The 22,365-nt window shown below is 66.1% G+C and carries 22 protein-coding genes; 14 read left to right on the top strand and 8 right to left on the bottom strand.

Annotation, left to right across the window (positions count from 1 at the left end; translation table 11 throughout):
* The first annotated feature begins 67 nt into the window (after positions 1-67).
* Positions 68-1,555 (top strand): flavin-containing monooxygenase, encoded by a 1,488-nt coding sequence (locus H977_RS0131885; RefSeq protein ID WP_029111675.1) that lies wholly within the window; start codon positions 68-70, stop codon positions 1,553-1,555.
* Between the two features lie 16 nt (positions 1,556-1,571).
* Positions 1,572-2,486, top strand: coding sequence for an alpha/beta hydrolase (locus H977_RS0131880; protein ID WP_029111674.1), 915 nt, complete (start codon positions 1,572-1,574; stop codon positions 2,484-2,486).
* A 39-nt stretch (positions 2,487-2,525) separates the two neighbouring features.
* On the opposite strand, the gene H977_RS0131875 is transcribed toward H977_RS0131880, so the two are convergent.
* The 3 genes from H977_RS0131875 to H977_RS0131865 all read right to left on the bottom strand — a co-directional run bounded on the left by H977_RS0131875 (position 2,526) and on the right by H977_RS0131865 (position 5,965).
* The gene (locus tag H977_RS0131875) at positions 2,526-4,061 is read right to left on the bottom strand and encodes a class I adenylate-forming enzyme family protein (RefSeq protein WP_029111673.1); all 1,536 of its coding nucleotides are present in this window, start codon (positions 4,059-4,061) and stop codon (positions 2,526-2,528) included.
* Positions 4,062-4,071: 10 nt separating this feature from the next.
* Positions 4,072-5,178 carry an NDMA-dependent alcohol dehydrogenase gene (locus H977_RS0131870; protein ID WP_029111672.1) on the bottom strand — a complete coding sequence of 369 codons (1,107 nt, stop codon included), beginning with the start codon at positions 5,176-5,178 and terminating at the stop codon, positions 4,072-4,074.
* A gap of 136 nt (positions 5,179-5,314) precedes the next feature.
* Complete coding sequence (locus tag H977_RS0131865; protein WP_029111671.1) at positions 5,315-5,965, bottom strand: TetR/AcrR family transcriptional regulator; 651 nt, start codon at positions 5,963-5,965, stop codon at positions 5,315-5,317.
* 129 nt (positions 5,966-6,094) lie between these two features.
* Here H977_RS0131865 and H977_RS0131860 point away from each other — a divergent pair, with 129 nt between their 5' ends.
* From H977_RS0131860 to H977_RS0131840, 5 genes are all read left to right on the top strand, one after another.
* Positions 6,095-7,408: a flavin monoamine oxidase family protein gene (locus H977_RS0131860; protein WP_029111670.1), complete on the top strand. Its 1,314-nt coding sequence runs from the start codon at positions 6,095-6,097 to the stop codon at positions 7,406-7,408.
* A gap of 224 nt (positions 7,409-7,632) precedes the next feature.
* The gene (locus H977_RS0131855) at positions 7,633-9,159 is read left to right on the top strand and encodes a Re/Si-specific NAD(P)(+) transhydrogenase subunit alpha (RefSeq protein ID WP_029111669.1); all 1,527 of its coding nucleotides are present in this window, start codon (positions 7,633-7,635) and stop codon (positions 9,157-9,159) included.
* Positions 9,160-9,163: 4 nt separating this feature from the next.
* On the top strand, positions 9,164-10,603 hold the full coding sequence (gene pntB / locus H977_RS0131850; RefSeq protein ID WP_029111668.1) for a Re/Si-specific NAD(P)(+) transhydrogenase subunit beta: 1,440 nt from the start codon (positions 9,164-9,166) through the stop codon (positions 10,601-10,603).
* A 122-nt stretch (positions 10,604-10,725) separates the two neighbouring features.
* Positions 10,726-11,109 (top strand): RidA family protein, encoded by a 384-nt coding sequence (locus H977_RS0131845; RefSeq protein WP_029111667.1) that lies wholly within the window; start codon positions 10,726-10,728, stop codon positions 11,107-11,109.
* Between the two features lie 94 nt (positions 11,110-11,203).
* Positions 11,204-12,343, top strand: a complete 1,140-nt coding sequence (locus H977_RS0131840) for an acyl-CoA dehydrogenase family protein (RefSeq protein WP_029111666.1) — start codon at positions 11,204-11,206, stop codon at positions 12,341-12,343.
* Here the strand turns inward: H977_RS0131840 and H977_RS0131835 are convergent.
* Positions 12,318-13,232, bottom strand: a complete 915-nt coding sequence (locus H977_RS0131835) for an alpha/beta fold hydrolase (protein ID WP_029111665.1) — start codon at positions 13,230-13,232, stop codon at positions 12,318-12,320. The genes H977_RS0131840 and H977_RS0131835 overlap by 26 nt on opposite strands.
* A 92-nt stretch (positions 13,233-13,324) precedes the next feature.
* Between H977_RS0131835 and H977_RS0131830 the strand changes: the two genes are divergently transcribed.
* Positions 13,325-14,947, top strand: a complete 1,623-nt coding sequence (locus H977_RS0131830) for an LCP family protein (RefSeq protein WP_036477840.1) — start codon at positions 13,325-13,327, stop codon at positions 14,945-14,947.
* Positions 14,948-14,953: 6 nt separating this feature from the next.
* On the opposite strand, the gene H977_RS0131825 is transcribed toward H977_RS0131830, so the two are convergent.
* The gene (locus H977_RS0131825) at positions 14,954-16,120 is read right to left on the bottom strand and encodes a sensor histidine kinase (protein ID WP_029111663.1); all 1,167 of its coding nucleotides are present in this window, start codon (positions 16,118-16,120) and stop codon (positions 14,954-14,956) included.
* 2 nt (positions 16,121-16,122) lie between these two features.
* Positions 16,123-16,773, bottom strand: a complete 651-nt coding sequence (locus H977_RS0131820) for a response regulator (protein WP_029111662.1) — start codon at positions 16,771-16,773, stop codon at positions 16,123-16,125.
* A gap of 43 nt (positions 16,774-16,816) precedes the next feature.
* On the opposite strand from H977_RS0131820, the gene H977_RS0131815 reads away from it, so the two are divergent.
* Positions 16,817-17,698 (top strand): LysR family transcriptional regulator, encoded by an 882-nt coding sequence (locus H977_RS0131815; protein ID WP_029111661.1) that lies wholly within the window; start codon positions 16,817-16,819, stop codon positions 17,696-17,698.
* A gap of 46 nt (positions 17,699-17,744) precedes the next feature.
* Positions 17,745-19,010, top strand: coding sequence for an MFS transporter (locus tag H977_RS0131810; protein WP_231396108.1), 1,266 nt, complete (start codon positions 17,745-17,747; stop codon positions 19,008-19,010).
* On the opposite strand, the gene H977_RS0131805 is transcribed toward H977_RS0131810, so the two are convergent.
* Entirely contained in the window at positions 18,956-19,417 is a 462-nt protein-coding gene (locus H977_RS0131805) for a nuclear transport factor 2 family protein (RefSeq protein ID WP_029111659.1), read from the bottom strand. The genes H977_RS0131810 and H977_RS0131805 overlap by 55 nt on opposite strands.
* Positions 19,418-19,460: 43 nt before the next feature.
* On the opposite strand from H977_RS0131805, the gene H977_RS0131800 reads away from it, so the two are divergent.
* Both H977_RS0131800 and H977_RS0131795 read left to right on the top strand, forming a co-directional pair.
* The gene (locus tag H977_RS0131800) at positions 19,461-20,723 is read left to right on the top strand and encodes an acyl-CoA dehydrogenase family protein (RefSeq protein ID WP_036477837.1); all 1,263 of its coding nucleotides are present in this window, start codon (positions 19,461-19,463) and stop codon (positions 20,721-20,723) included.
* The gene (locus H977_RS0131795) at positions 20,720-21,520 is read left to right on the top strand and encodes a tyrosine-protein phosphatase (RefSeq protein WP_029111657.1); all 801 of its coding nucleotides are present in this window, start codon (positions 20,720-20,722) and stop codon (positions 21,518-21,520) included. The genes H977_RS0131800 and H977_RS0131795 overlap by 4 nt, the downstream gene beginning before the upstream one ends.
* Before the next feature lie 15 nt (positions 21,521-21,535).
* Here H977_RS0131795 and H977_RS0131790 read toward each other — a convergent pair whose 3' ends face one another.
* A complete protein-coding gene (locus H977_RS0131790) occupies positions 21,536-21,808 on the bottom strand; it encodes a hypothetical protein (RefSeq protein WP_029111656.1) in 273 nt (90 codons plus the stop codon).
* 63 nt (positions 21,809-21,871) lie between these two features.
* Here H977_RS0131790 and H977_RS36205 point away from each other — a divergent pair, with 63 nt between their 5' ends.
* Complete coding sequence (locus tag H977_RS36205; RefSeq protein ID WP_353589769.1) at positions 21,872-22,000, top strand: Rv1535 domain-containing protein; 129 nt, start codon at positions 21,872-21,874, stop codon at positions 21,998-22,000.
* A gap of 162 nt (positions 22,001-22,162) precedes the next feature.
* Positions 22,163-22,365 (top strand): hypothetical protein (locus H977_RS36200; protein ID WP_353589767.1); only part of this gene is annotated, 203 nt, incomplete at its 3' end.

Genomic DNA, 22,365 nt, shown 5'->3' with positions numbered 1-22,365 from the left:
ACCGTGCGGCTGGTTAAAGTCGATTTCGACTCGACTTTGAGTTAGTCGCTGCCAGGGAGACAAGCCCATGACCACACCGCCCAAAACGGACTTCGACGTCTTGATCGTCGGTGCCGGCATTTCAGGCATCGGCGCCGCGTATCACCTCAAGACCTTCCGGCCGGGCACGACTTTCGCCCTACTGGAGGGGCGGGATTCGATCGGCGGAACCTGGAGCCTGCACCAGTACCCGGGCATTCGCTCCGACTCGGACATGCCCACGTTCGGATACGGGTTCAAGCCATGGACGCACCGCAAGGCGATCGCCGACGGGCACATCATCCTGGACTACCTACAGCAGACAATCGACGAGTTCGCCCTGGGAGAGCACATCCGGTTCGGCCACAAGGTTCACAACGCGAATTTCGATACCGCGCACGGACGTTGGACACTGACCAGCACACATCCGACGACCGGCCAGACCACCACCTTCACCTCCAGATTCCTGTTTCTGGGCACCGGGTATTACGACTACGACAATCCCTTCATCCCAGAGTTCGCCGGCCGGGAAGACTTCGACGGTCAGGTCGTCCACCCGCAGCATTGGCCGGTGGATCTGGATTACACCGGCAAGCGTGTCGTCGTGATCGGCAGCGGCGCGACGGCAGTCACCCTGATCCCGTCGATGGCCGACAAAACGGCCCACATCACGATGCTTCAGCGCTCACCCAGCTACGTCTTCTCGATTCCGGCGTCCGATCCGATCGCCAATGTGCTCAACCGGATGCTGGGCCACAAGCGGGCGTCCAAGATCATCCGCAAAAAGAACGTGGCCCTCGGCCGCGGGCTCTTCAAGGCCTGCGAACGGTGGCCCAAGCTGATGCGCAAGCTGCTGATCGGGTATGTGCGCATGCAGCTGCCCAAGCACTTTGACGTCGACACCCACTTCACCCCGCGTTACAACCCCTGGGAGCAACGGCTTGCCATGGTGCCCAACGGGGACCTGTTCAAGACGATCTCCGCGGGGAAGGCCTCCGTTGTCACCGACCGGATCGACCGATTCACCAAGACCGGCATCCTGCTGGAATCCGGCCAGGAGCTGGCCGCCGACATCATCGTCACCGCGACCGGGCTGAACATGTCACCGTTCGGCAAGATCCAGCTCAATGTCGACGGCCGGGCAGTCAATCTTCCCGATACGACCGCCTACAAGGCGATGATGCTCTCCGGCGTTCCCAACTTCGCGTATGCCGTCGGGTACACGAACATCGCCTGGACCCTCAAGGTGGACCTGGTCTGCGAGCACTTCTGCCGCCTACTGGACTACATGGATGCACATGGCCATGGAACTTTTGTCCCGGTGCTGGACCAGCCGGCCATGGATCGCGTGCCGATGATGGACATGACCTCGGGCTACGTGCAGCGGGCGATCGCGAAGTTTCCGCGGGCGGGCACCAGTGGCCCCTGGACGCTAAAGCATGCCTACGAGATCGATGTCGAGCGGCTGCGCCACGGGCCGGTCGAAGACGACTCGCTCAAGTTCACCCCGAAAAAGCCGGCACTCGTGGTGTCCTGAGCGGAAAGCGACTGCAATGCCCAACGACCTGTATTTCACGAGCCACGGTGTCCGCTGTGCGGCCACGCACATCACTGCGCAGAGCAATACCCTGACCGGGCGATCAGGCCGGCCGTGCGTGGTCATGGCGCACGGCTTCGGTGGCACCCGTGACTCCGGACTGCTCTCCTACGCAGAGAACTTCGCTGCAGCCGGCATCGATGCCTTTTTCTTCGACTACCGCGGCTTCGGCGGCTCGGAGGGCAGCCCGCGCCAAAACATCGCAGTGCGGCGTCAGCGCGAGGACTACCATGCCGCCATCGCGGCCGCCCGGCACCTGCCCGGTGTCGACTCAGATCGAATTGCGTTGTGGGGCTATTCGTATGCCGGTGGCCATGTCGTCGCGGTCGCTGCTCAGGATCCGCGTGTTGCAGCGATCGTTTCGCTCAATCCGGCCACGGACGGCCGCGCCACGCTGGCCCATATCGCGCGCGGTCGCGGCGGCGTCATGCAACTCGCTCGGCTGACCGCGCACGGAGTGTTCGACGCATCACGGGCCCGACTCGGCCGCGGGCCGCACTACCTGCCGATCGTCGGAGAACCCGGAACGACGGCGTTGGTGACCAGTCCCGGTGCCGCGGCGGCCTTCGCGTCCGTTGCCGGACCGACCTGGCGCAACGAGGTCGCCGCCCGCACGGCACTTGAGGTCGGATTGAACCGCCCCATCACGTTCGCCGCGCGCCTCACCTGCCCGATGCTGATGCAAGTGGGCACAAACGACGACATCGCCCCACCTGCCGCGGCGCGCCGCACCGCCAAGAAGGCCGGCTACCTGGCGCAATTGTGCGAGTACCCCATCGGCCACGTCGAGGCTTTCGACGGTGGTCCGTGGCAACAGCAGGTGCGCGACGACCAGCTGGTGTATCTGACGCGCGTCCTCGATCCGTGGTGAAACTGCCCTGGTGAATCTCCGCAGCGGTAGCTGTCCGCGCTAGCGCAATGGCTCGCCCCACTGCACCTGCCGACGCAGCTGGTTCTTGAGCAGCTTGCCGCTTGGGTTGCGTGGCAAGGGCTCGCCGAGCACGGCTGCGTACTGCGGCACCTTGAAGTCCGCCAGGTGCCTTCGGCAATGATCCAGCACCTCATCGACGTCGATCGGGGTCTCACCCCCGAACATGACCGCGCCGACCTTCTCACCCATGACGTCGTCGGGCACGGCGACGACCGCGGCGTCGGCAACTCCGGGAGCGGCGAGCAGGACGGCTTCGACTTCGACGCTGGAAATCTTCTCGCCGCCGCGGTTGATGAGGTCTTTCATCCGATCGCTGACGTGCACGCGCCCGGCATCATCGATCCGCACGACGTCCCCGGTATGCAACCAGCCATCGATTACGGTGTCCGCGTCAGCATCTGGCCGATTCCAGTAGCCGCTGGTCACGTTGGCGCCGCGGACCACGAGTTCACCTTCGTTGGGATCGTCGCCACTGGGCACAACGCCGAGGTCGACGGATGGCACCGCATACCCGACGGAGTCCGCATGCGCCACTGCGTCTCGGTCCGGCAGGACGGTGAGTAGGGATGCGGTCTCGGTCATGCCGTAACCGTTCATCAGCTTCGCCGAGGGAAATGCCGCGTGCAGTTGTTCGACGAGTGACGGCGCGATCGGGGCCCCGCCGTATGCGAGCCGGCGCACCGTGGATACGTCACACCCGGCGAAGTCCGGATGGCGCAGCAGCAGGGAGTACACCGCCGGTACCGTCACCAGGAATGAGATCTGCTCTGCTGAAAGGGTTTCCACCAAGGTCGATACCTGGAGTGCCGGCAGGATCACCGCGGTGCCACCGACGTAGGCAGCCACCAGGAACTGCGAGTTGCACCCCGTCACATGGAACAGTGGAACGCTGATCAGCGTGCGCAACTGTGATCCGAAGTCTCGCGGCACACCGAGGCATCGGATCATGTTCTCGGCGTTGGTGATGAATGCCGAATGAGTGGTCGGCACACCTTTCGGGCGCCCGGTGGTACCTGAGGTGTAGAACAAGGCGGCCACGTGGTCGGCGGCGATGCCCTCCGCCACGTAGGGATCGCCGTCAGGCAGCGGAGTGCCGGCTGTCAGATCCACTTCGACGCCGGCATCGGCGAGTACGAAGTCGACCTCAGGCTGCGCCGACCGCGTGTTGACCGCCACCGCGATCCCGCCCGCGAGCACCGTGCCCCAGAACGCCAGAACCCAGTCCATACCGGCCGGGTAGCGCACTGACACCCGGTCCCCACGTTCGACGCCCAGGGTTCGCAGCCCTCCGGCCACGCGTGAAGCTCGCTCCCACAGTTGTGCATACGTCAACCGGCCACCACCCACTTCGACAACCGCCTCGGCGTCCGGTCGCGAGTCGACGTGGGCGCGGAGCATCGCACCCAGCGTTGTAGGTACGTCCGCGTAGTACGCCACTCCGGCGTCGTCGCGAACGATGCCGGAGCGCGGGAACGGATTGTGCCCGCGCGGAACTTCGATGACAGCCTTGGTCACGAGCGGCCTCTCAATGAACGATGATTCCGCGGATGTTCTTGCCGTCGCGCAGATCCTGGTAGCCCTGATTGACATCCTCGAGGCGGTATCTGGTGGTGATGAGCTCGTCGAGCTTGAGCTGGCCGGCGTCGTAGAGCCGCAGCAGTCGCACGATGTCGTACTGGGGATTGGCGGAACCGAACAGCGTGCCCTTGATGGTCTTCTCGTTGAGGGTCAGGTCCAGGCCGGATACGTGGACGGTCAACTTGTCGGGGGCGGCCATACCGGTGACGACCAGAGTGCCGCCCTTTCCGACGACGGCGAACGCAGCCGAGATCACTTCTTCGTCAACCGTGCCGACGGTGACGATGGCCTGGTCCGCACCCTGACCCCACGAAAGTTCATTGATTTTCCCCGCGGCCTCGGCCGCGTCACTGAACACATGCGTGGCACCGAATTTCAGTGCAGTCTCGCGTTTGAACTCGATGGGATCGACCGCGATGACGTACTTGGCACCTGCGAGCGCAGCACCCTGTACGGCATTGATACCGATGCCGCCGACGCCGTACACGACGGCGATGTCGCCAGGACGCACCCCGCCGGCATAGTTGGCACTGCCCCACCCGGTAGGCACCCCGCAGCCGACCAGGACCGCGGTTTCCAGTGGTAGCCATTCGTCGACCTTGACCACCGAGTTCTGCGATATGGTGGCCCGCTCGGAGAAGGTCCCCAGCATGCACATCGCGCCGAATTCCTCGCCGCCGTAGTGGAATCGGAAGGAACCATCGGGCATACAGCCCTCCAGGATGGTGGCGCCCATGTCACACAGGCTCTGCCTCCCGGTCGAACAGTAGCGACAGTGGCCGCAACTCGGGATGAAGCTGCACACCACGTGATCACCCGGCTTGACCTTGGTGACGCCAGGACCGACCTCTTCGATGATGCCGGCGCCCTCGTGGCCGCCCACGATCGGAAATCGCGGAGGCAGGTCGCCGTCGGTGAGATGCAGGTCGGAGTGACACAGGCCCGCAGCGGTGTACCTGATCAGGACTTCGCCGGTGCGCGGACCGTCGAGGTCCAACTCCACGATCTCGAACGGCCTGCCCGGCTCGAACAGGACCGCGGCGGTTGTCTTCATCGTGACTCCTCCATCGATATCGATTCGAGATCGAGTTTTGCCGAGCGTACGCAGCACCGCGACGACTGTCAACGATCGATCAGGAGATCTGCGAAATCACAAAGGGGACAACGTGAGTAAAGTGAGGAAGGCTTGGTTACTTGACCTTGGCCTGCCGCGTGGACTTCGGTGCGTAACCCTGGAGATATGCGGTGAGAATTCGCCGAGTCTCGTCAAGCGTTGCATCGTCACCGGACGACGAACGCTGGAACGCAACGTCGAAGAGCCGATCTCCCGCCTCGAAGACCAGCTCAACCGCGAGCAGCGGAGTGTTGGCGCGGATGAGTTTGCGCTCGACGAGATGCTTCCGGAGTCGCTCGGCCCACGATGTGTGCATACCCCTGGCGATGTCGGTGAGGGTCGAGTTACGGCCGACGAACCACAACTGGACGAAGCTCGGATTGTCCCGGAAATAGCTAGCGATGCGTGCGATCACCGCGTCGATGGCGCCGGGCAGAGTTTTCGCCTTCGGGTCGTCCAATCCTGCGGCGAACTGCTCGTCGAGTGCGGCGGCATGACGGTTCACCAGTTCGGTGTCGACCTGCCCACGATCGGCGAAGTAGTGGTAGAGGGATGCGGTCGGAATGCCCGTGCGCTCACCGATGGCCTTGAGAGTGGCGGCCGCGTAGCCCTGCTCGGCGAGCAGGGTCTCGGCCGCATCGAGGATCGCCTGCACACGCTCAACACCTCGGCGCTGCACCACCGGTGCACGGCCGGCTTCACGCCGCGTTGGCTTGGTGTCGAACACGATTCCACATCGTATCAGCCTGCGATTGCCGTCACGTCCGGTCGCGAACCGTTGACGACCTTGCTCGGTGCGGTTTAGAGTCGATCTCGATTCGAGTTTGATTTTGTTATTACCGACACAAGGGGACCCATGTCCACCGACAACTACGACGTCGTCGTCATCGGCGCAGGATTCGCCGGAGTCATTGCGGCAAGGGACCTGAGCGTGCAGGGCTACTCAGTGCTACTCGTCGAGGCCCGCGACCGGATCGGTGGGCGCACCTGGACGGCGGACGGACTCGGCCGTCAACTCGAGTATGGCGGCACCTATGTGCACTGGACCCAGCCGAACATGTGGCAGGAACTCCAGCGTCACGACATTCCACTACAGATCCCCACCGTGCCCACAACGATGTACTGGATCGCGCAGGGCACCACGCATTCCGCGTCACCCGAAGAGTACGGAGCGGCCCTAGAGCCCCTCATGAGCCGGTTTTTTGCCGACGCACGTGCGGTGTTCCCGCAGCCGTTCGACATCAGCCTGGTCGATACCAGCGCGGTCGAGAAGGAAACCATCGCCGACCGGTTCGCCGCGCTGGACCTGCCCCCGTACGAACACGATCTGCTCGACGGCGCGATGGCCGGGCTCGTGACCGCCTACAAGGATCACGGTGTCGCCCAGTTCCTCTCGTGCGTCGCCACCTACTTCGGCAGTTGGGCGGCGTTCTTCGAGACCGCGGGCACGTGGCCGATCGAGGGCGGCACAAAGCGACTGCTCGATGCCATCATGGCTGAGTCGAAAGCCGCGGTGCGGCTGTCCACCCCGATCGCCGCGGTCGAGGACGACGGCTCGGCCGTCACCGTGACGACAAGAGACGGTGAGCAGATCCGCGCTCGCAGCGTCGTCGTCGCGGTACCCCTGAACACGTTGGGCGACATCACCTTCACGCCGGACGTCCCAGCGGCGTCGCGCGTCATGATCGACGAGAAGAACCCGATCATGGGCTCCAAGATTTGGGTGCGAGCCAAGGGCGTACTCGAGCCCTTCCAAGCCGTGGCACCCCTCGGACAGAATCCGATCAACGCCGCGCGCGTGGAGTACCACGCCGAGGGGGACACCTTCATCATGTGCCTGTGTTCCAACAGCGCAGACATTGATGCCACCGACCCAGCCGCGGTGCAGCGCGGGCTGCGGCACTTCATTCCCGATATCGAGGTGTCGGAGACCGCCTGCCACGACTGGTCCACCGACGAGTTCGCCAAGGGCGGCTTCATGGTGCACCGGCCTGGCCACTTCACCAACGGCGCCGTGCAGCTGCGTGAGGCGCACGGGCGGATCCACTTCGCAGGAAGCGATATCGCCGGGGTCGAGGCCGGTGCGATCGAAGGTGCCATGGACACCGGCGCGCACGCCGCGCGCAAGATCGCAGCGAACCTTCAGCCTGGGCACGTGCGCCCGCGGTAACGTACCTGCACGAGCAGGCCCTCTTCGGGTTCATCGCCAGCGGCATTTTGATCGTTGTGCTGGTCATCCTGTTGTATGTGATGTTCAAACGCCGTGACTGGCTGTAGCAAAAACTGCGCCTCGGGTCACATCCCCCAAAAGGGGCATGGGCGTTATCTGAACACAAATGCGACACTCTTTCGGGCTGAACCAGTACGCCCAACGAACAGAACGGAGCGGATTCGATGCTCATCGGGATCCCGCGCGAGTCTCTACCTGGGGAAACGCGCGTCGCCGCCACGCCGCAGACTGTCGGGCAGATCATCAAGCTCGGTTACGCGGTAGTCGTAGAGTCCGGCGCCGGTGTTGCCTCGAGCTTCTCCGACGCCGCCTACGTCGACGCGGGTGCCGAAATCGGTCAGGCGTGGGACGCCGACGTCGTGCTGAAGGTGAACGCACCTGATGATGCCGAGATCGCCAAGCTGCGCGACGGAGCAACGCTGGTGAGCTTGATCTCACCCGCGCTCAAGCCCGAGCTGGTCGAGACGCTGTCCACCCGCCCGATCACCGTGCTGGCCATGGACGCGGTGCCGCGCATCTCGCGGGCCCAGTCACTGGACGTCTTGTCTTCGATGGCCAACATCGCCGGCTACCGCGCCGTGGTCGAGGCCGCCCACGCTTTCGGCCGGTTCTTCACCGGTCAGGTCACCGCGGCGGGCAAGGTGCCCCCGGCCAAGGTGCTCGTCGTGGGCGCCGGTGTGGCCGGCTTGGCCGCCATCGGCGCCGCGGGCAGCCTCGGTGCGATCGTGCGGGCCACCGACCCGCGCCCCGAGGTCGCCGACCAGGTCGCCTCTCTCGGTGGCGAGTACCTGTCGGTCGATCCGGCGGCTGCCGAGGTGTCGGCCACGGGCTATGCCAAGGAGATGGACGACGACTACAAGGCGCGCGAGGCGGCGCTGTACGCCGAGCAGTGCAAGGACGTCGACATCATCGTCACGACCGCGCTGATCCCCGGCAGGCCCGCACCGCGCATCATCACCGCCGAGATGGTGGCCTCGATGAAGGCCGGCAGCGTGATCGTCGACATGGCCGCGGCCAACGGCGGCAACGTCGAAGGCACCGTCAAGGACCAGGCCATCGTCACCGACAACGGCGTGACGATCATCGGCTACACCGACCTGGCCGGCCGCCTGCCAGCCCAGGCCTCCCAGCTGTACGGCACCAACCTGGTCAACCTGCTCAAACTGCTGACCCCGGAGAAAGACGGCAAGGTCGTCCTCGACTGGGACGACGTGGTGCAGCGCTCGATGACCGTGGTGCGCGACGGCGAGACCACCTGGCCGCCGCCACCGGTGCAGGTCTCCGCGGCGCCGGCAGCCCAGCCCGCTGCGGCCGCCGCACCCGTCAAGCCGGAGAAGCGTCCGATGTCGACCGCGCGCCGGCTCGGGGTCACCTTCGGCGCAGCCGCCGCGATCTTCGCCCTCATCGCGATCTCCCCGGCAGCGCTTCAGGTCCACCTGACGGTGTTCGCGCTGGCGATCGTGATCGGCTACTACGTGATCGGCAACGTGCACCACGCGCTGCACACCCCGCTGATGTCGGTGACCAACGCGATTTCGGGAATCATCGTGGTGGGTGCCCTGCTGCAGATCGGCCACGGCAATGCACTGGTGACCGCGATCGCGACCTGCGCCATCCTGCTCGCCAGTATCAACGTCTTCGGCGGCTTCGCGGTGACGCGTCGCATGCTCGCCATGTTCTCGAGGAGCTAGAGGAATGTTCACCCTAGAAAACGTTGCCTCGGCGGCCTACGTCGTCGCGGCTCTGCTGTTCATCCTCGCCCTGGCCGGCCTCTCCAAGCACGAGACCTCAAGGGCCGGAAACACCTTCGGCATGGTCGGCATGGCGGTGGCCCTGATCGCCACGATCGCCCTCGCCGTCGAACGCAAGATCGAACCGCTGGGCCTGGCCCTGCTGATCGGCGCCATGATCGTCGGCGCCGCGATCGGCCTGTGGCGCGCCAAGGTGGTCGAGATGACCGGCATGCCCGAACTGATCGCACTGCTGCACAGCTTCGTCGGTCTGGCCGCGGTGCTGGTCGGCTGGAACGGCTACCTGCACGTCGAAGGTGACACGGCCGGCGCCGAAGCCACCAAGCTGGCCGGCGAAGGCATGCTCGGCATCCACTCGGCAGAGGTGTTCATCGGCGTGTTCATCGGTGCGGTCACCTTCACCGGCTCCATCGTCGCCAACCTCAAGCTGTCGGCCCGCATCAAATCCGCACCGCTGATGCTGCCCGGCAAGAACTTCCTCAACATCGGCGCACTGGTCGCCTTCTTCGCCCTGACCGTGTGGTTCGTCATCGAGCCGCACCTGTGGCTGCTCATCGTGGTCACCGTGCTCGCATTGCTGCTGGGCTGGCACCTGGTGGCCTCCATCGGCGGTGGCGACATGCCTGTCGTGGTGTCGATGCTCAACAGCTACTCGGGCTGGGCGGCAGCCGCATCGGGCTTCCTGCTCGGCAACGACCTGCTGATCATCACGGGCGCCCTCGTCGGCTCCTCCGGTGCCTACCTGTCCTACATCATGTGCAAGGCCATGAACCGGTCGTTCATCTCCGTGATCGCCGGTGGTTTCGGCATCGAAGCCGGGCCCGCGGAGGACAAGGATTACGGCGAGCACCGCGAGATCAATGCCGAAGGTGCGGCCGAACTGCTCAGCCACGCCGACTCGGTCATCATCACGCCGGGCTACGGCATGGCCGTGGCCCAGGCCCAGTACGGTGTGGCCGATCTGACCCGCAAGCTGCGGGAGCGCGGCGTCAACGTCCGGTTCGGCATCCACCCCGTCGCCGGCCGCCTGCCGGGCCACATGAACGTGCTGCTGGCCGAGGCCAAGGTGCCCTACGACATCGTGCTCGAGATGGACGAGATCAACGACGACTTCGACGGCACCTCCGTCGTGCTGGTCATCGGCGCCAACGACACCGTGAACCCGGCCGCGGCCGAGGATCCCAACAGCCCCATCGCGGGTATGCCGGTGCTCACCGTGTGGAACGCCGACCATGTCATCGTGTTCAAGCGCTCCATGGCCTCGGGTTACGCCGGCGTGCAGAACCCGTTGTTCTTCCGCGAGAACACCCAGATGCTCTTCGGCGACGCCCGCGACCGCGTCAACGACATCCTCGCCGCCCTGCCGGTGGCGGAGCACGTGTAGTCCCTCTGCCGGATTTCTCCGGCGAGCAGACACAAACCTGCCCCTTTTCGCGTGAAAAGGGGCAGGTTTGTGTCTGTTCACGGTCAGAACACGACGTGAGTGCACTCAACGAGGAGCAATGTATGAAAATTGTTGTGCCCGAGTGGATGCGGCCCATGTACGACGCCCACCACTTCGCGCCCGCGGTGATCGACGGCGAGCACCTGCGTTGTTCGGGGATGATCGGCATCCGGCCGGACATGAGCGTGGCCGAGGATCCCCGAGCCCAGTTCACGCAGGCGTTCGAGAACCTCCGTGGCCTGCTGGCAGAGGCCGGGCTGACCTTCGCCGACGTCACCGACATCACGAGCTACCACGTCGGCCTGCAACAGCACGCGCAGGTGTTCAGCGAGGTCAAGGACGAGTTCGTTGCCGCACCGTATCCGGCCTGGACCGCGGTCGGTGTCACCGAACTGGCCGTCCCGGGCGCGCTGGTCGAGATCCAGATCATCGCCCGGATGCGTTGAACCGGCACCTAGATGTCGGCCCGATCCCCGACCGCTGTAGCTCAGGATCGGGTACCTGCGCGTCCGCGCACGCGAAAAACTAGGATCTGCAAGTATGCCTGTTGACCGCCTACTCCCCTCTGACGAGGCGCGCGAGCTGATCGAGCTCACCCGCGATATCGCCGACAAGGTGCTCGATCCGATCGTCGACGAGCATGAGAAAGCCGAGACCTACCCCGAGGGCGTCTTCGCCCAACTCGGCGCGGCCGGGCTGCTGAGCCTCCCTCAGCCCGAGGAGTGGGGTGGCGGCGGCCAACCCTATGAGGTCTACCTGCAGGTCCTCGAGGAGATCGCCGCGCGGTGGGCCGCGATCGGCGTGGCAGTCAGCGTGCACAGCCTGTCGTCGCACCCACTGCTCGCCTACGGCACCGATGAGCAGAAGGCGCGGTGGCTGCCCGGCATGCTGTCCGGCGAGCAGATCGGCGCCTACAGCCTGTCCGAACCGCAGGCCGGATCCGATGCCGCGGCACTGAACTGCAAGGCAACCCAGGACGCCGGCGGCTTCATACTCAACGGTTCGAAGGCCTGGATCACCCACGGCGGCAAGGCCGATTTCTACACACTGTTCGCTCGCACCGGTGAAGGGTCGAAGGGCATCTCCTGCTTCCTGGTCCCGGGCGATCTCGACGGGCTGAGCTTCGGCAAGCCCGAAGAGAAGATGGGCCTGCACGCGGTGCCCACCACCTCGGCCTTCTACGACAACGCCCGTATCGACGCCGAGCGGCTGATCGGTCAAGAGGGACAAGGGCTTTCGATCGCCTTCTCGGCACTGGACTCCGGCCGGCTCGGCATCGCCGCCATCGCGGTCGGTATCGCCCAGGCCGCCCTGGACGAGGCCGTCCGGTACGCCAACGAGCGAACCACGTTCGGCCGCAAGATCGTCGACCACCAGGGTCTCGGATTCCTGCTCGCCGACATGGCCGCAGCGGTGGTCAGCGCGCGGGCCACCTATCTCGATGCCGCACGCCGTCGGGACCTCGGCCTGCCCTACTCGACCCAGGCCAGCGTCGCGAAGCTGATCGCCACCGATGCCGCCATGAAGGTCACCACGGACGCCGTGCAGGTGTTCGGCGGTGTCGGCTACACCCGCGATTTCCGGGTGGAGCGGTTCATGCGCGAAGCGAAGATCACCCAGATCTTCGAGGGCACCAATCAGATTCAGCGCCTGGTCATCTCGCGGGGGCTGGGTTCCTGACGAAGTCCGCCACCGCGGCCAGAAACTGATCTGGCTTCTCGACCATCGGGCTGTGCCCGGAGCCCTTGATGATCACCGGGGGAAGCCCGGCCGCGGTGTAGCGCTCGACGTTGGGCGCCGTCGGCGTCAGCACATCCTGGTCACCCCACACCACCAGCACCGGCTTGTGCAGTGCGGCAAGCGTTTCCACAACCGGGTGCGAGCCCTCTGTGGAGTCGCACACGCCGGCATACGTGAGGCGCTCCAACGAGCGGTGCGCGTACGCGGGTACCGGGTAGTCCGCGGCGAATCCGGTCTGCAGAGAACTCTCGGTGATGGCATCCACGCTGCGGAACCGATCCAGGAAGGGTCCGATCACCGGCCAGCACACCATCTTTCCCAGCAGCGGCATGGAGGCGAGGTCGTCGGCCCCCGGGGTATCGGACACCACGACGCGCTCGACGAGGTCCGGATACTGCCGGGCCAGTTCGGCCGAAACCGAACCGCCCATCGAATGCCCGATCAGCACCGCGTGGCGCACACCGAGTTGCAGCAGCGCGCTGTGCACCGCCTTGGCCTGCTCCGCCGAGCCGTACGCGGTGCCGTCGCTGGGTGCCTCCGAGCCACCGTGGCCCACCAGATCGATCGCGATCACCCGCTGATCGCGGGCGAGTTCCTGGACCACCCGATCCCACCACTCGATCGAGGCCGAGTAACCGTGTAGCAACACCACGGCACGGTCACCCGGGTGCCCGTACTCGCGCACGTTGAGATCGGGGCCGTCCAGCTCCAGCACGTGCCCACCTGCGAACGGCTCGGCCGGGCGAACCCTCTTGGTCACCACCAGTTCGTTCAGCAGCAACGCCACGACGGCCAACAGCAGCACGCCCACGGCGATGCGCAATTTCATGCTGGGCACGGTAGTGCCGAGGCGCCGGTGTTGACCAGCGTTTTTCCCCGGTGGGTGCACGCTCAGCGAACGGCCCCATAATGACAGGTGCCATGAACACACCCGCCCACACCGCCGGCACCCCCCGGCACCGCATGCCGCGCCGTGGCGTACGGGCCGCCCGCCGCGCCGCCGTGGGCCTGGTGGCGGCGTCCGTGCTGGCCGGAACCGGTACCGGCTGGGTGTCCTACCACGGCGCCTTGGACGGCATCACCACGTCGAACGCTCTCGAGGGCGGCCCGGTCTCCTCCGGGGACACCGAGAACATCCTCATCATGGGGCTGGACAGCAGGCTGGATCAGCACGGCAACCCGCTGCCCCAGGACATCTACGAGGCATTGCACGCCGGGGACGAGACCGTCGGCGGCTACAACGCCAACGTGCTGATCGTGGTGCACCTGCCCGGCAACGGCGGCCCACCGACGGCCTTCTCCATCCCGCGCGACGACTATGTCGAGTTGGCCGGCTGCGACGTCAACCCGTGCAAGGGCAAGGTCAAGCAGGCCTACGGCTGGGCCTATCAGCGCGAGATGGAGACGCTGGAGTCCTCGTCAGAGAATTCGTCGACGAATGAACAGCAGGCCCGCGAGGCCGGCCGCAAGGCTCAGATCGCCACGGTGCGCAATCTGCTCGGCATTCCCATCGACCATTTCGTCGAGGTCACGCTCGGCGCGTTCTTCCAGATCGCCAAGGCTGTGGCACCGATCACGGTGTGCCTCAACGCCGACACCGCTGATCCGTTCTCCGGCGCCGACTTCCGTAGGGGTGTGCAGCAGATCGACGCGGCACAGGCGATGGCCTTCGTGCGACAGCGCCGCGACGTCAACGACGAGAACTTCACCGACCTCGACCGCACCCGGCGCCAACAGGCCTTCATCGCCGCATTGGTATCGGCACTCGGTAAGAGCGGCGCGTTGTCCAGCCCGACGATGCTGCGGGATCTGCTCAACGTCACCAAGCAGAATGTCGCACTTGATTCAGGTTTCGACCTGGCCAACTTCGCGAGCCGGGCCTCGGCCCTGACCGGCGCTCCGCCCACGCTCTACACGTTGCCCATCAAGGAGTTCGGCCAGAATTCGATGGGCGAGGACATCAACATCGTCGACATCCCCACCATCCGGGCCATCGTGCGCGATCTGGTCGCCCAACCCGGCGGCGCTCCCAGCGCGCCGGCAGCGCCCGCCCATGTCCTCCAGGGCCACGGCGCGGTGCTCGACGTGGTCAATGCCTCCACCTACTCCGGCCTGGCCGCGCAGCTCGAAACCACCTTCTCCGCAAACGGTTTCACTCCTGGTCAGATCGGCGACGCCGAATCGCTGGCCGCGGTCACGACGATCGACTACGGCACCGGCGCCGAGGCTGCCGCCCAGTCGCTGGCCGATGAGCTGGATGTGATCGCCAACCCGTCCTCAGAGGTGAGCCCCGGGACGGTACAACTGACGCTCGGCACCGATTTTCCCGGCGACCAGTACCTGACCGGATCGAGTGAATCGTCCTCGGCGAATTCGTCGGAGTCAGGTTCCGATTCGACGTGGGACTCTTCCGGCGAGACGACGGAGGAATCCACACCCAGCACACCGGTGACCACCGTTGCCGCGACAGCGTCCGGCACCAAGTCCGCGGCGCCCACCGATCTGAGCCAGATGAAGGTCTCCGGTATCCCCTGCGTGAAATAGTCGCGGTTACAACGTGACCCGGACCTGAGTACCGAATCCGGGCTCCGAACTGATCGCCATCGAGCCACCCATCGCCTCGACGCGGACCTGCAGCGAGGCCAGCCCGATGTGCCCTTCGGCCACGGATCCGACCACCGTCGACGGGTCGAAACCCTTTCCGTCGTCGGCAACGGTCAGCACCACACGGTCGCCCGAGCGGTACAGGCCGACGGTAATGGTGCTTGCGTCCGCATGCTTGTTGACGTTGGAGAGCAGTTCGCGGGCCGCGCGGTACAGCAGCGCCTGACCTTCCGGACGGCCGATCTCCCCCAGGTCCGCCCGCACCGTGATATCTGGCCGAGTCTCGTACTGACGCAACAATTCCCGCACCGCCGGCGTGAGCCCCAGTTGCGCCAGCACCTGGGGATGCAGCGCCGTGACCGTGGAGCGCAGTCCCACCGCGGTCTCGTGGAGGGCCGCGCGCACCCGGTCCAGCCCCGCGTCCGGAATGCGTTCCCGGATCTCATCGAGGTCCAGACGAGCGGCCAGCAGGATCTGCAGCGGCCCGTCGTGAAGACGTTCGGCCAGTTCGGCATTGCGCAGGTCGTCGGCCCGGGTGTACTCCGACACGAGCTGGCGCCGTACCTCCATCAGTGTCCGGACCCGCGCCGAACGGCGCGCGAGCACAAAGGACAACGCAGCGGACGCGACCGCCAGCCAGGCCAAGAATCCCACGTGCATGTAGACGACGTCGGGCAACCCGACATTGTCGTCACGCTTGGAATAGAGGATCCAGACCGCGAGATAGCCCAGTGCGGTGCTGGCACCGAGCAGCGCCGTCAGCCACGGGCGATCCTGGAACGCAACAGATATCGGCAACAGGAAGAAGACCGGAAGCAGCGCCGCGGTGGCACCACCCGAGACCGCGCACAGGGCGACCAGCACCAGCACATCGACCGCGGTGGAGGCCCACTCGGCCCACGCCGGCATGGGCCCGCGGAACACCACGACCAGCCAGAGCACGGCCACGGCGGCATACCCGCTCAGGATCACCGCGTACAGGACGGGCAACCAGTGGTCGACATCCCACACCGAGACCAGCACCACGATGAGGCCGATCAGCGGCAGCCGCAACAGCGCCGAGACCCGGACCGGTTGAGTGCTGAAGAATTCGACGACGCCCCCGCTGGCCATGGTCAATCCAGCAGCCGGCGGCGCATCGCCTCCGCAACCACCGCACCCCGATCGCTCACGCCCAACTTCTCGTACAGCCGTTGCACATGGGTCTTCACCGTCGACGGCGCCAGGAACAGCTCCTTGGCCATCGCCGGGATGGAGCGGCCCTCGGCGATCAGGGTGAGCACCTCACGTTCGCGCGGGCTCAGCGTCGGCACATCGGGTTCGTTGCGGCGACGGATCTCACCGGCCAGCCCGGCGGCCAGATTCGGGTCCAGCACGTCGCGGCCCTTGGCACACGACAGCACGGCGTTCACCAGCTCGCTGCGGGTGGACTCCTTGGACAGGAATCCCGCCGCCCCCTGCTGCAGTGCGGTGTAGACGATGGCGGATTCGTCGTGAGCAGAGACCAGCAACACCCGCGTAGGCAGGTCGTCGCGGCTCACCGCGGCGGCCACCTGGGCCCCGTCGAGCTGCGGCATCCGGTAGTCCAGCAGGGCCACCTGCGGCAGATGGGTCCGGATCAATTCCAGTGCGTCTGCGCCGTTGTCGGCCTCGGCCACCACATCGATCTCACCGCTGGAGGTCAGGGCGCGCACCACGCCTTCGCGGAACATCGGATGGTCATCGCCAACCACCACCCGAACCTTTTCGGCCATGCGCCACAGCATGGCACAGCGCGTGTCGGTGATCAGCGCGTTTAGAGTCGGCGGTATGCATCTGGACGAGCTGCAGTGGTTCGTGGTGCTCGCCGAAACCGAGCATGTCACCGACGCCGCAGCCGAACTCGGCATCAGCCAGCCCACCCTGTCGCGTGCTCTGGCCCGCATCGAGGACCAGGTGGGCGTGCCGCTGTTCGATCGGGTCAATCGGCGCCTGAGACTCAACGCCTACGGCCACATCCTTTTGGAGCACGCGCGCCGCAGTATCGCCGAAATGCGTTCGGCCACCGAGAGAATCGCCGAGTTGCGCGATCCGGAGACCGGGATGGTACGGCTGGCGTTCCTGCATTCGCAGGCCGGCTGGTTCGTACCGGATCTCCTGCGACGGTTCCGCGCGGAGGCTCCGTTGGTGCGCTTCGAGCTGTTCCAGGGCGCTGCCCACCACATCGTCGAACGCCTGGCCAACGGTGAGGCCGACCTCGCGATCACGTCACCACGTCCGGACGGCTTCCGCTGGCGCGGCCTCTATATGGAAAGGCTGTGCCTGGCGGTGCCCCGCGAACACCGTTTCGCCCGACGCTCCCGCATCCGGCTGGCCGACGCGGCCGCCGAACCCTTCGTCGCCCTCGCGCCCGATTTCGGGTTGCGCCAGCTCACCGACGAATTGTGGGCCGAGGCCGGGATCGCACCTCCTGTGGTTTTCGAGGCCATGGAGATCCCCACCATGGAAGGCCTGGTGGCGGCCGGTTTCGGGGTGGCCGTCGTGCCCGTGCCACGGCCCGAGCGCGCCGAACCGGGCGCCGCGTATGTGCCGCTGTCGGAGAGTTCGGCCAAACGTCAGATCGGACTGACCTGGAACGCCGACCGTGAACTGCCGCCTGCGGCGGCACGCCTGGCGGAGTTTGTCATACGCAATTCGCATGAGTTTGAGTAAACTCATGCATTGGACACATCTTTGTCGGCGTTCTAACGTCGGTTGAGTGTCCACTTCCCTGACCTCCGTTGACTGGCAGGGGCATTCACGTGGCTCGAGCGAATACCGACGCCTGCTGGCCGCGTTGTTCTGCGCCGGCGTCGCGACCTTTGCCCAGCTGTACTCGCCCCAGGCCGTCCTCCCGCTGATCGCCCGAGACATGGGCACCGGCGCCGCCCATGCCGCACTGACGATTTCGGCGGCCACGGTGGGCCTGGCACTGGGCGTGATCCCGTGGTCGGCGCTGGCCGATCGCATCGGCCGCGTTCAGGCGATGACGATATCCATCACCGCGGCAACGGTTCTCGGGCTCATCGTGCCGTTGGCCCCCAATGTGACGCTGCTCCTGTCCGGCAGGCTGGTCGAGGGTTTGATGCTGGGCGGAGTGCCCGCGGTGGCGATCGCGTACCTCACCGAGGAGATCGAGGCCGGACATGCCGCCCGCGCGGCAGGCACCTACGTGGCGGGGACCACGATCGGCGGACTGGCCGGGCGCCTGGTCACCGGACCCGTCGCCGAGTTCGCCGGGTGGCGCGTCGGCGTGCTCGTGGTCGCGGTCTTGTGCGGTCTATCGGCGTTCGCGTTCGTCAAGCTCGCCCCACCCGCACGGGGCTTCACCCCGACCCGCAGCCACCAGCTCGCCCGGCGGCTGGCACGGAACCTGCGCTCACCGCGTCAGCTCGTCCTCTACAGCCAGGGCTTCCTGCTGATGGGCGGATTCGTGGCGATGTACAACTTCCTCGGATTCCGGCTGATGGCCACCCCGTTCAACCTGCCGCAGACGCTGGTGAGCCTGGTCTTTTTGGCCTACCTGTCGGGCACCTGGGCCTCGGCCCGGGCCGGTGCCGAGGCCACGCGCTTCGGCCGCAAGACCGTGCTGCTCGGCTCGATCGCCACGATGATCGCCGGGGTGGCGATCACCATGGCCGGCAACGTCATCGTGGTACTCGCCGGCCTGGTGATCGCGACCGCAGGGTTCTTCGGCGCCCACGCGATCGCGTCAGGCTGGGTCGGCGCCGACGCCGGTGACAGCAAGGCCCAGGCCTCGTCGCTGTACAACCTCTTCTACTACGCGGGATCCAGCGTCATCGGCTGGGCCGGTGGGCTGGCGTTCGACGCCGCGGGTTGGCCGGCCGTGGCGGGCACCGTGATGGCCCTGGCGGTGGTGGCCGGTGTGCTGGCCTGCACGCTGGGTACGGCGAAACGGGGGCCGGCCGACTACCAGAGCTCGATGTCCCGGCCGTACTCCGATTCCGGGCGCGGGCCGAAGTAGCGGCGCTGGGACTCCTCGATGAGGACATCGTTGATGCTCGCCTCGCGCCGGGACATCAAGCCCTCGGGCGTGAACTGCCACAGTTCGTTTCCGTAACTGCGGTACCACTGCCCTGCCGCGTCATGCCACTCGTACTGGAACCGCACCGCCATCCGATTCTCCCGGAATCCCCACAAACTCTTGCGCAGCACGTAATCCAGCTCGCGCTCCCATTTCGCGGTCAGGAACTCCACGATCTGGTCGCGTCCGACGATGTGCAGATCGCGATTGCGCCACTGTGAGTCGGGTGTGTAGGCGTGGCTGACCCGCTCCGGGTCGCGGGTGTTCCAGGCATCTTCGGCGGCTTGGACCTTCTGGACGGCTGTTTCGAGCGTGAAGGGCGGCAACGGCGGGCGGGTTCCAGACATGCCACCTTTCTACCTGTCTAACCATGTGGCTATCGTGGCTGACATGGACTTCGCACTCTCGGCCAAGGCGAGTGACTACCACTCCCGGCTCACCGACTTCATGACCGAGCATGTGCTGCCGGCTGAGGTCGCCTATCACGCCTACCGCGAAGAGAAGGGCCCGAAGGACCACACGGTGCCGCCGGTGGTCGAGGAACTCAAGGGCAAGGCGAAGGCCGCCGGGTTGTGGAACCTGTTTTTGCCCTCGGAGTCCGGCCTGACCAACCTCGAGTACGCGCCGCTGGCCGAGCTGAGCGGGTGGAGCATGGAGATCGCCCCCGAGGCGCTCAACTGCGCGGCACCGGACACCGGCAACATGGAGACCTTGCACCTGTTCGCCGACGAGGCCCAGCGCAAGCAATGGCTGGAGCCCCTGCTGGCCGGTGAGATCCGCAGCGCGTTCGCGATGACCGAGCCCGCGGTGGCGTCGTCGGATGCCCGCAACATCGAGACCACCATGCTGCGCGACGGTGCCGACTACGTCATCAACGGGCGTAAGTGGTGGATCACCGGGGCGGCCGATCCGCGCTGCAAGATCCTGATCGTGATGGGCCGGACCAATCCCGACGCGGCGTCGCATCAGCAGCAGTCGATGATCCTGGTCCCGGTCGATACCCCCGGGGTCGACATCCAGCGCTCGCTTCCGGTGTTCGGCTGGCAGGACCAGCACGGCCACTGCGAGATCGTGTTCGACAACGTGCGCGTGCCGGTCGAGAACCTGCTCCACGAGGAGGGCAGCGGTTTCGCGATCGCTCAGGCTCGCCTCGGCCCGGGCCGCATCCACCACTGCATGCGGGCCCTCGGTGCTGCCGAGCGGGCGCTGGCGTTGATGGTCGACCGGGTGCAGACGCGGGTGGCGTTCGGTAAGCCGCTGGCCGAGCAGGGTGTGGTGCGTGAGTCGATCGCCAAGTCGCGCAACGAGATCGACCAAGCCCGGCTGCTGTGCGAAAAGGCCGCCTGGATGATCGACCAGGAGGGCAACAAGGCCGCCCACGTTCTGGTGTCCCAGATCAAGTCGGTCGCGCCGCAGGTCGCCTGCGACGTCATCGACCGCGCCATCCAGGTGCACGGTGCGGCGGGGATCAGCGACGACTTCCCGTTGGCCCGGCTCTACGCCTGGCACCGCGCCATGCGGCTGTTCGACGGACCCGACGAGGTGCACATGCGCACCATCGCCCGCGCGGAGTTGGGGCGGGAGAAATCGCCTCTGGCCACGGCGAGCCGCCAATCAGGAACCGCGGCGGGTTCCGTGGTGGCTGCACAGTGACCGTCGAACTGGGAGAACTGGCCGGGGCGTGGAACTTTCGGGATGTCGCCGACATCACCGGAGTCCGGCCGGGCCTGCTCTACCGCTCCAGTCAGCTCAGCCAGCTCTCCGATGCGGGCCGCGCCGTGTTCCGCAGCCTCGGCATCACCGACGTCGCGGATCTGCGCTCGCACCAGGAGGTGCAACGGCAAGGCGCCGGGCAGGTTCCCGACGGCGTTGCAGTCCACCTACTGCCGTTTCATCCCGATGACACGTCGAATCAGGATGCACCGCACGAGAACACCTTTCAGCGAGTGATGTCCGAATCCGCCGAGGGTGAAGACGTCGCGACCGCGGCCCGGCGGTACATGACCGAGGTGTATGAGGAATTCCCGACTCTGCCGGGCGCGCATGCCGCGGTGCGAGAGGTGATTTCCCTTCTGGCACAAGAACGTCCGGTGATCGCTCATTGCTTCGCCGGCAAGGACCGTACCGGGTTCACCGTTGCCACCGTGCTGGAAACCGTCGGTGTCGAACGGGAGCGCATCATTGCCGACTTCCTGGCCAGTAACGGCGCGATACCGGCTCTGCGGAACCGGATCATGGAATCGGTACGGGCCAGGACTCAGAACGAACCCGAGCTGGCCACCTACGCCGAGGCCCGGCTCACCGATGAAGTGCTGGGTGTCCGCGAGGAGTACCTCCTGGCGGCGTGGGACCGGCTGGTGCAGGACTATGGGTCGATAGGCAGCTTCGTCGAAGCGGCCGGGGTACCGCCCGAGACCGTCGCCACCTTGCGAGCGAAACTGCTCGGTTGACTCCAGCCGGCGCGGTCAGGCGTCCTCCAGTGCCTCACCGACCTGCTGGGCCACCCGATTGTGCTCGTTCTGCATCAACACGTGCCCCGCACCGAGCAGCAGGGCAACCGGCCAATCGATGATCTCCACCGCCGCGAGTACGCCGAGTGCGCCGTAATAGGCCAGCTGCTCAGGGTGCGGCACCTTGACCCGGCCCACGACCGGCAGTGTCATGGCGAATCCGCGGGCGTCGCGGACGGTGTCCACCGCGTGGCGGTGCCCTCTGGGCTGCGCAGTTTTTTCAGCCATTGGTCACCTCTCTGTCACGTCATCTTCGACTCTTGGAGATCTCGACTTCGGACCGTGAAGGGGATGAGAACTTCCGCCTCCGGCACACCGTCTGATCCATTGACCGACGCTGTGTCCCGCGTCCTGGTTCTGCCGTTGCGGGAGCTGTATGCGGTGCTGTGGCGCTGCGGCGTGCTCGACGTCGACGACTGAGTCGAAGACGACTGAATCGAAGCGCGAGGCATCGGGGCGAACCTGAGTAGCAGCCTCGGAGCAACGGCGGCGACACCTGTGGCCACACCGGCCGCTGCGAGCGCGTGCGCCCATCCGAGCGGATCGAGCGGTGTGCATCCCAGCATCTGACTGACCCCGGGGGTGCTGATCAGTGCCCCCAGACATACCAGGGATCCGGCTGCGGTACCGACCACCAGCGGACTGTGCGAGTCGATCAGGGTCTGGGCCAGCTGGGTGGAGACCAGTGCCACCAGAGCCAGCGTGGAGGCGCGCCTGGGTGCCAGCGGGAAGCCCGCAGTCACCCAGGCCCCCGTGGCCGCGCCCGCTGTCGCTGCACCGCGGAT

The sequence above is a fragment of the Mycobacterium sp. URHD0025 genome, from assembly GCF_000426065.1.
Taxonomy (GTDB): domain Bacteria; phylum Actinomycetota; class Actinomycetes; order Mycobacteriales; family Mycobacteriaceae; genus Mycobacterium.
Note: the sequence above shows the minus strand (reverse complement) of the source record. Positions and strands in the feature narration are given on the sequence as shown.

What these genes read in the sequence shown, in the direction of transcription:
- H977_RS0131885 (WP_029111675.1), top strand. Translation starts at nt 68, where the DNA reads ATGACCACACCGCCCAAAACGGACTTCGACGTCTTGATCGTCGGTGCC.
- H977_RS0131880 (WP_029111674.1), top strand. Translation starts at nt 1,572, where the DNA reads ATGCCCAACGACCTGTATTTCACGAGCCACGGTGTCCGCTGTGCGGCC.
- H977_RS0131870 (WP_029111672.1), bottom strand. Translation starts at nt 5,178, where the DNA reads ATGAAGACAACCGCCGCGGTCCTGTTCGAGCCGGGCAGGCCGTTCGAG.
- H977_RS0131860 (WP_029111670.1), top strand. Translation starts at nt 6,095, where the DNA reads ATGTCCACCGACAACTACGACGTCGTCGTCATCGGCGCAGGATTCGCC.
- H977_RS0131855 (WP_029111669.1), top strand. Translation starts at nt 7,633, where the DNA reads ATGCTCATCGGGATCCCGCGCGAGTCTCTACCTGGGGAAACGCGCGTC.
- pntB (WP_029111668.1), top strand. Translation starts at nt 9,164, where the DNA reads ATGTTCACCCTAGAAAACGTTGCCTCGGCGGCCTACGTCGTCGCGGCT.
- H977_RS0131845 (WP_029111667.1), top strand. Translation starts at nt 10,726, where the DNA reads ATGAAAATTGTTGTGCCCGAGTGGATGCGGCCCATGTACGACGCCCAC.
- H977_RS0131840 (WP_029111666.1), top strand. Translation starts at nt 11,204, where the DNA reads ATGCCTGTTGACCGCCTACTCCCCTCTGACGAGGCGCGCGAGCTGATC.
- H977_RS0131835 (WP_029111665.1), bottom strand. Translation starts at nt 13,232, where the DNA reads ATGAAATTGCGCATCGCCGTGGGCGTGCTGCTGTTGGCCGTCGTGGCG.
- H977_RS0131830 (WP_036477840.1), top strand. Translation starts at nt 13,325, where the DNA reads ATGAACACACCCGCCCACACCGCCGGCACCCCCCGGCACCGCATGCCG.
- H977_RS0131825 (WP_029111663.1), bottom strand. Translation starts at nt 16,120, where the DNA reads ATGGCCAGCGGGGGCGTCGTCGAATTCTTCAGCACTCAACCGGTCCGG.
- H977_RS0131820 (WP_029111662.1), bottom strand. Translation starts at nt 16,773, where the DNA reads ATGCTGTGGCGCATGGCCGAAAAGGTTCGGGTGGTGGTTGGCGATGAC.
- H977_RS0131815 (WP_029111661.1), top strand. Translation starts at nt 16,817, where the DNA reads ATGCATCTGGACGAGCTGCAGTGGTTCGTGGTGCTCGCCGAAACCGAG.
- H977_RS0131805 (WP_029111659.1), bottom strand. Translation starts at nt 19,417, where the DNA reads ATGTCTGGAACCCGCCCGCCGTTGCCGCCCTTCACGCTCGAAACAGCC.
- H977_RS0131800 (WP_036477837.1), top strand. Translation starts at nt 19,461, where the DNA reads ATGGACTTCGCACTCTCGGCCAAGGCGAGTGACTACCACTCCCGGCTC.
- H977_RS0131790 (WP_029111656.1), bottom strand. Translation starts at nt 21,808, where the DNA reads ATGGCTGAAAAAACTGCGCAGCCCAGAGGGCACCGCCACGCGGTGGAC.
- H977_RS36205 (WP_353589769.1), top strand. Translation starts at nt 21,872, where the DNA reads ATGAGAACTTCCGCCTCCGGCACACCGTCTGATCCATTGACCGACGCT.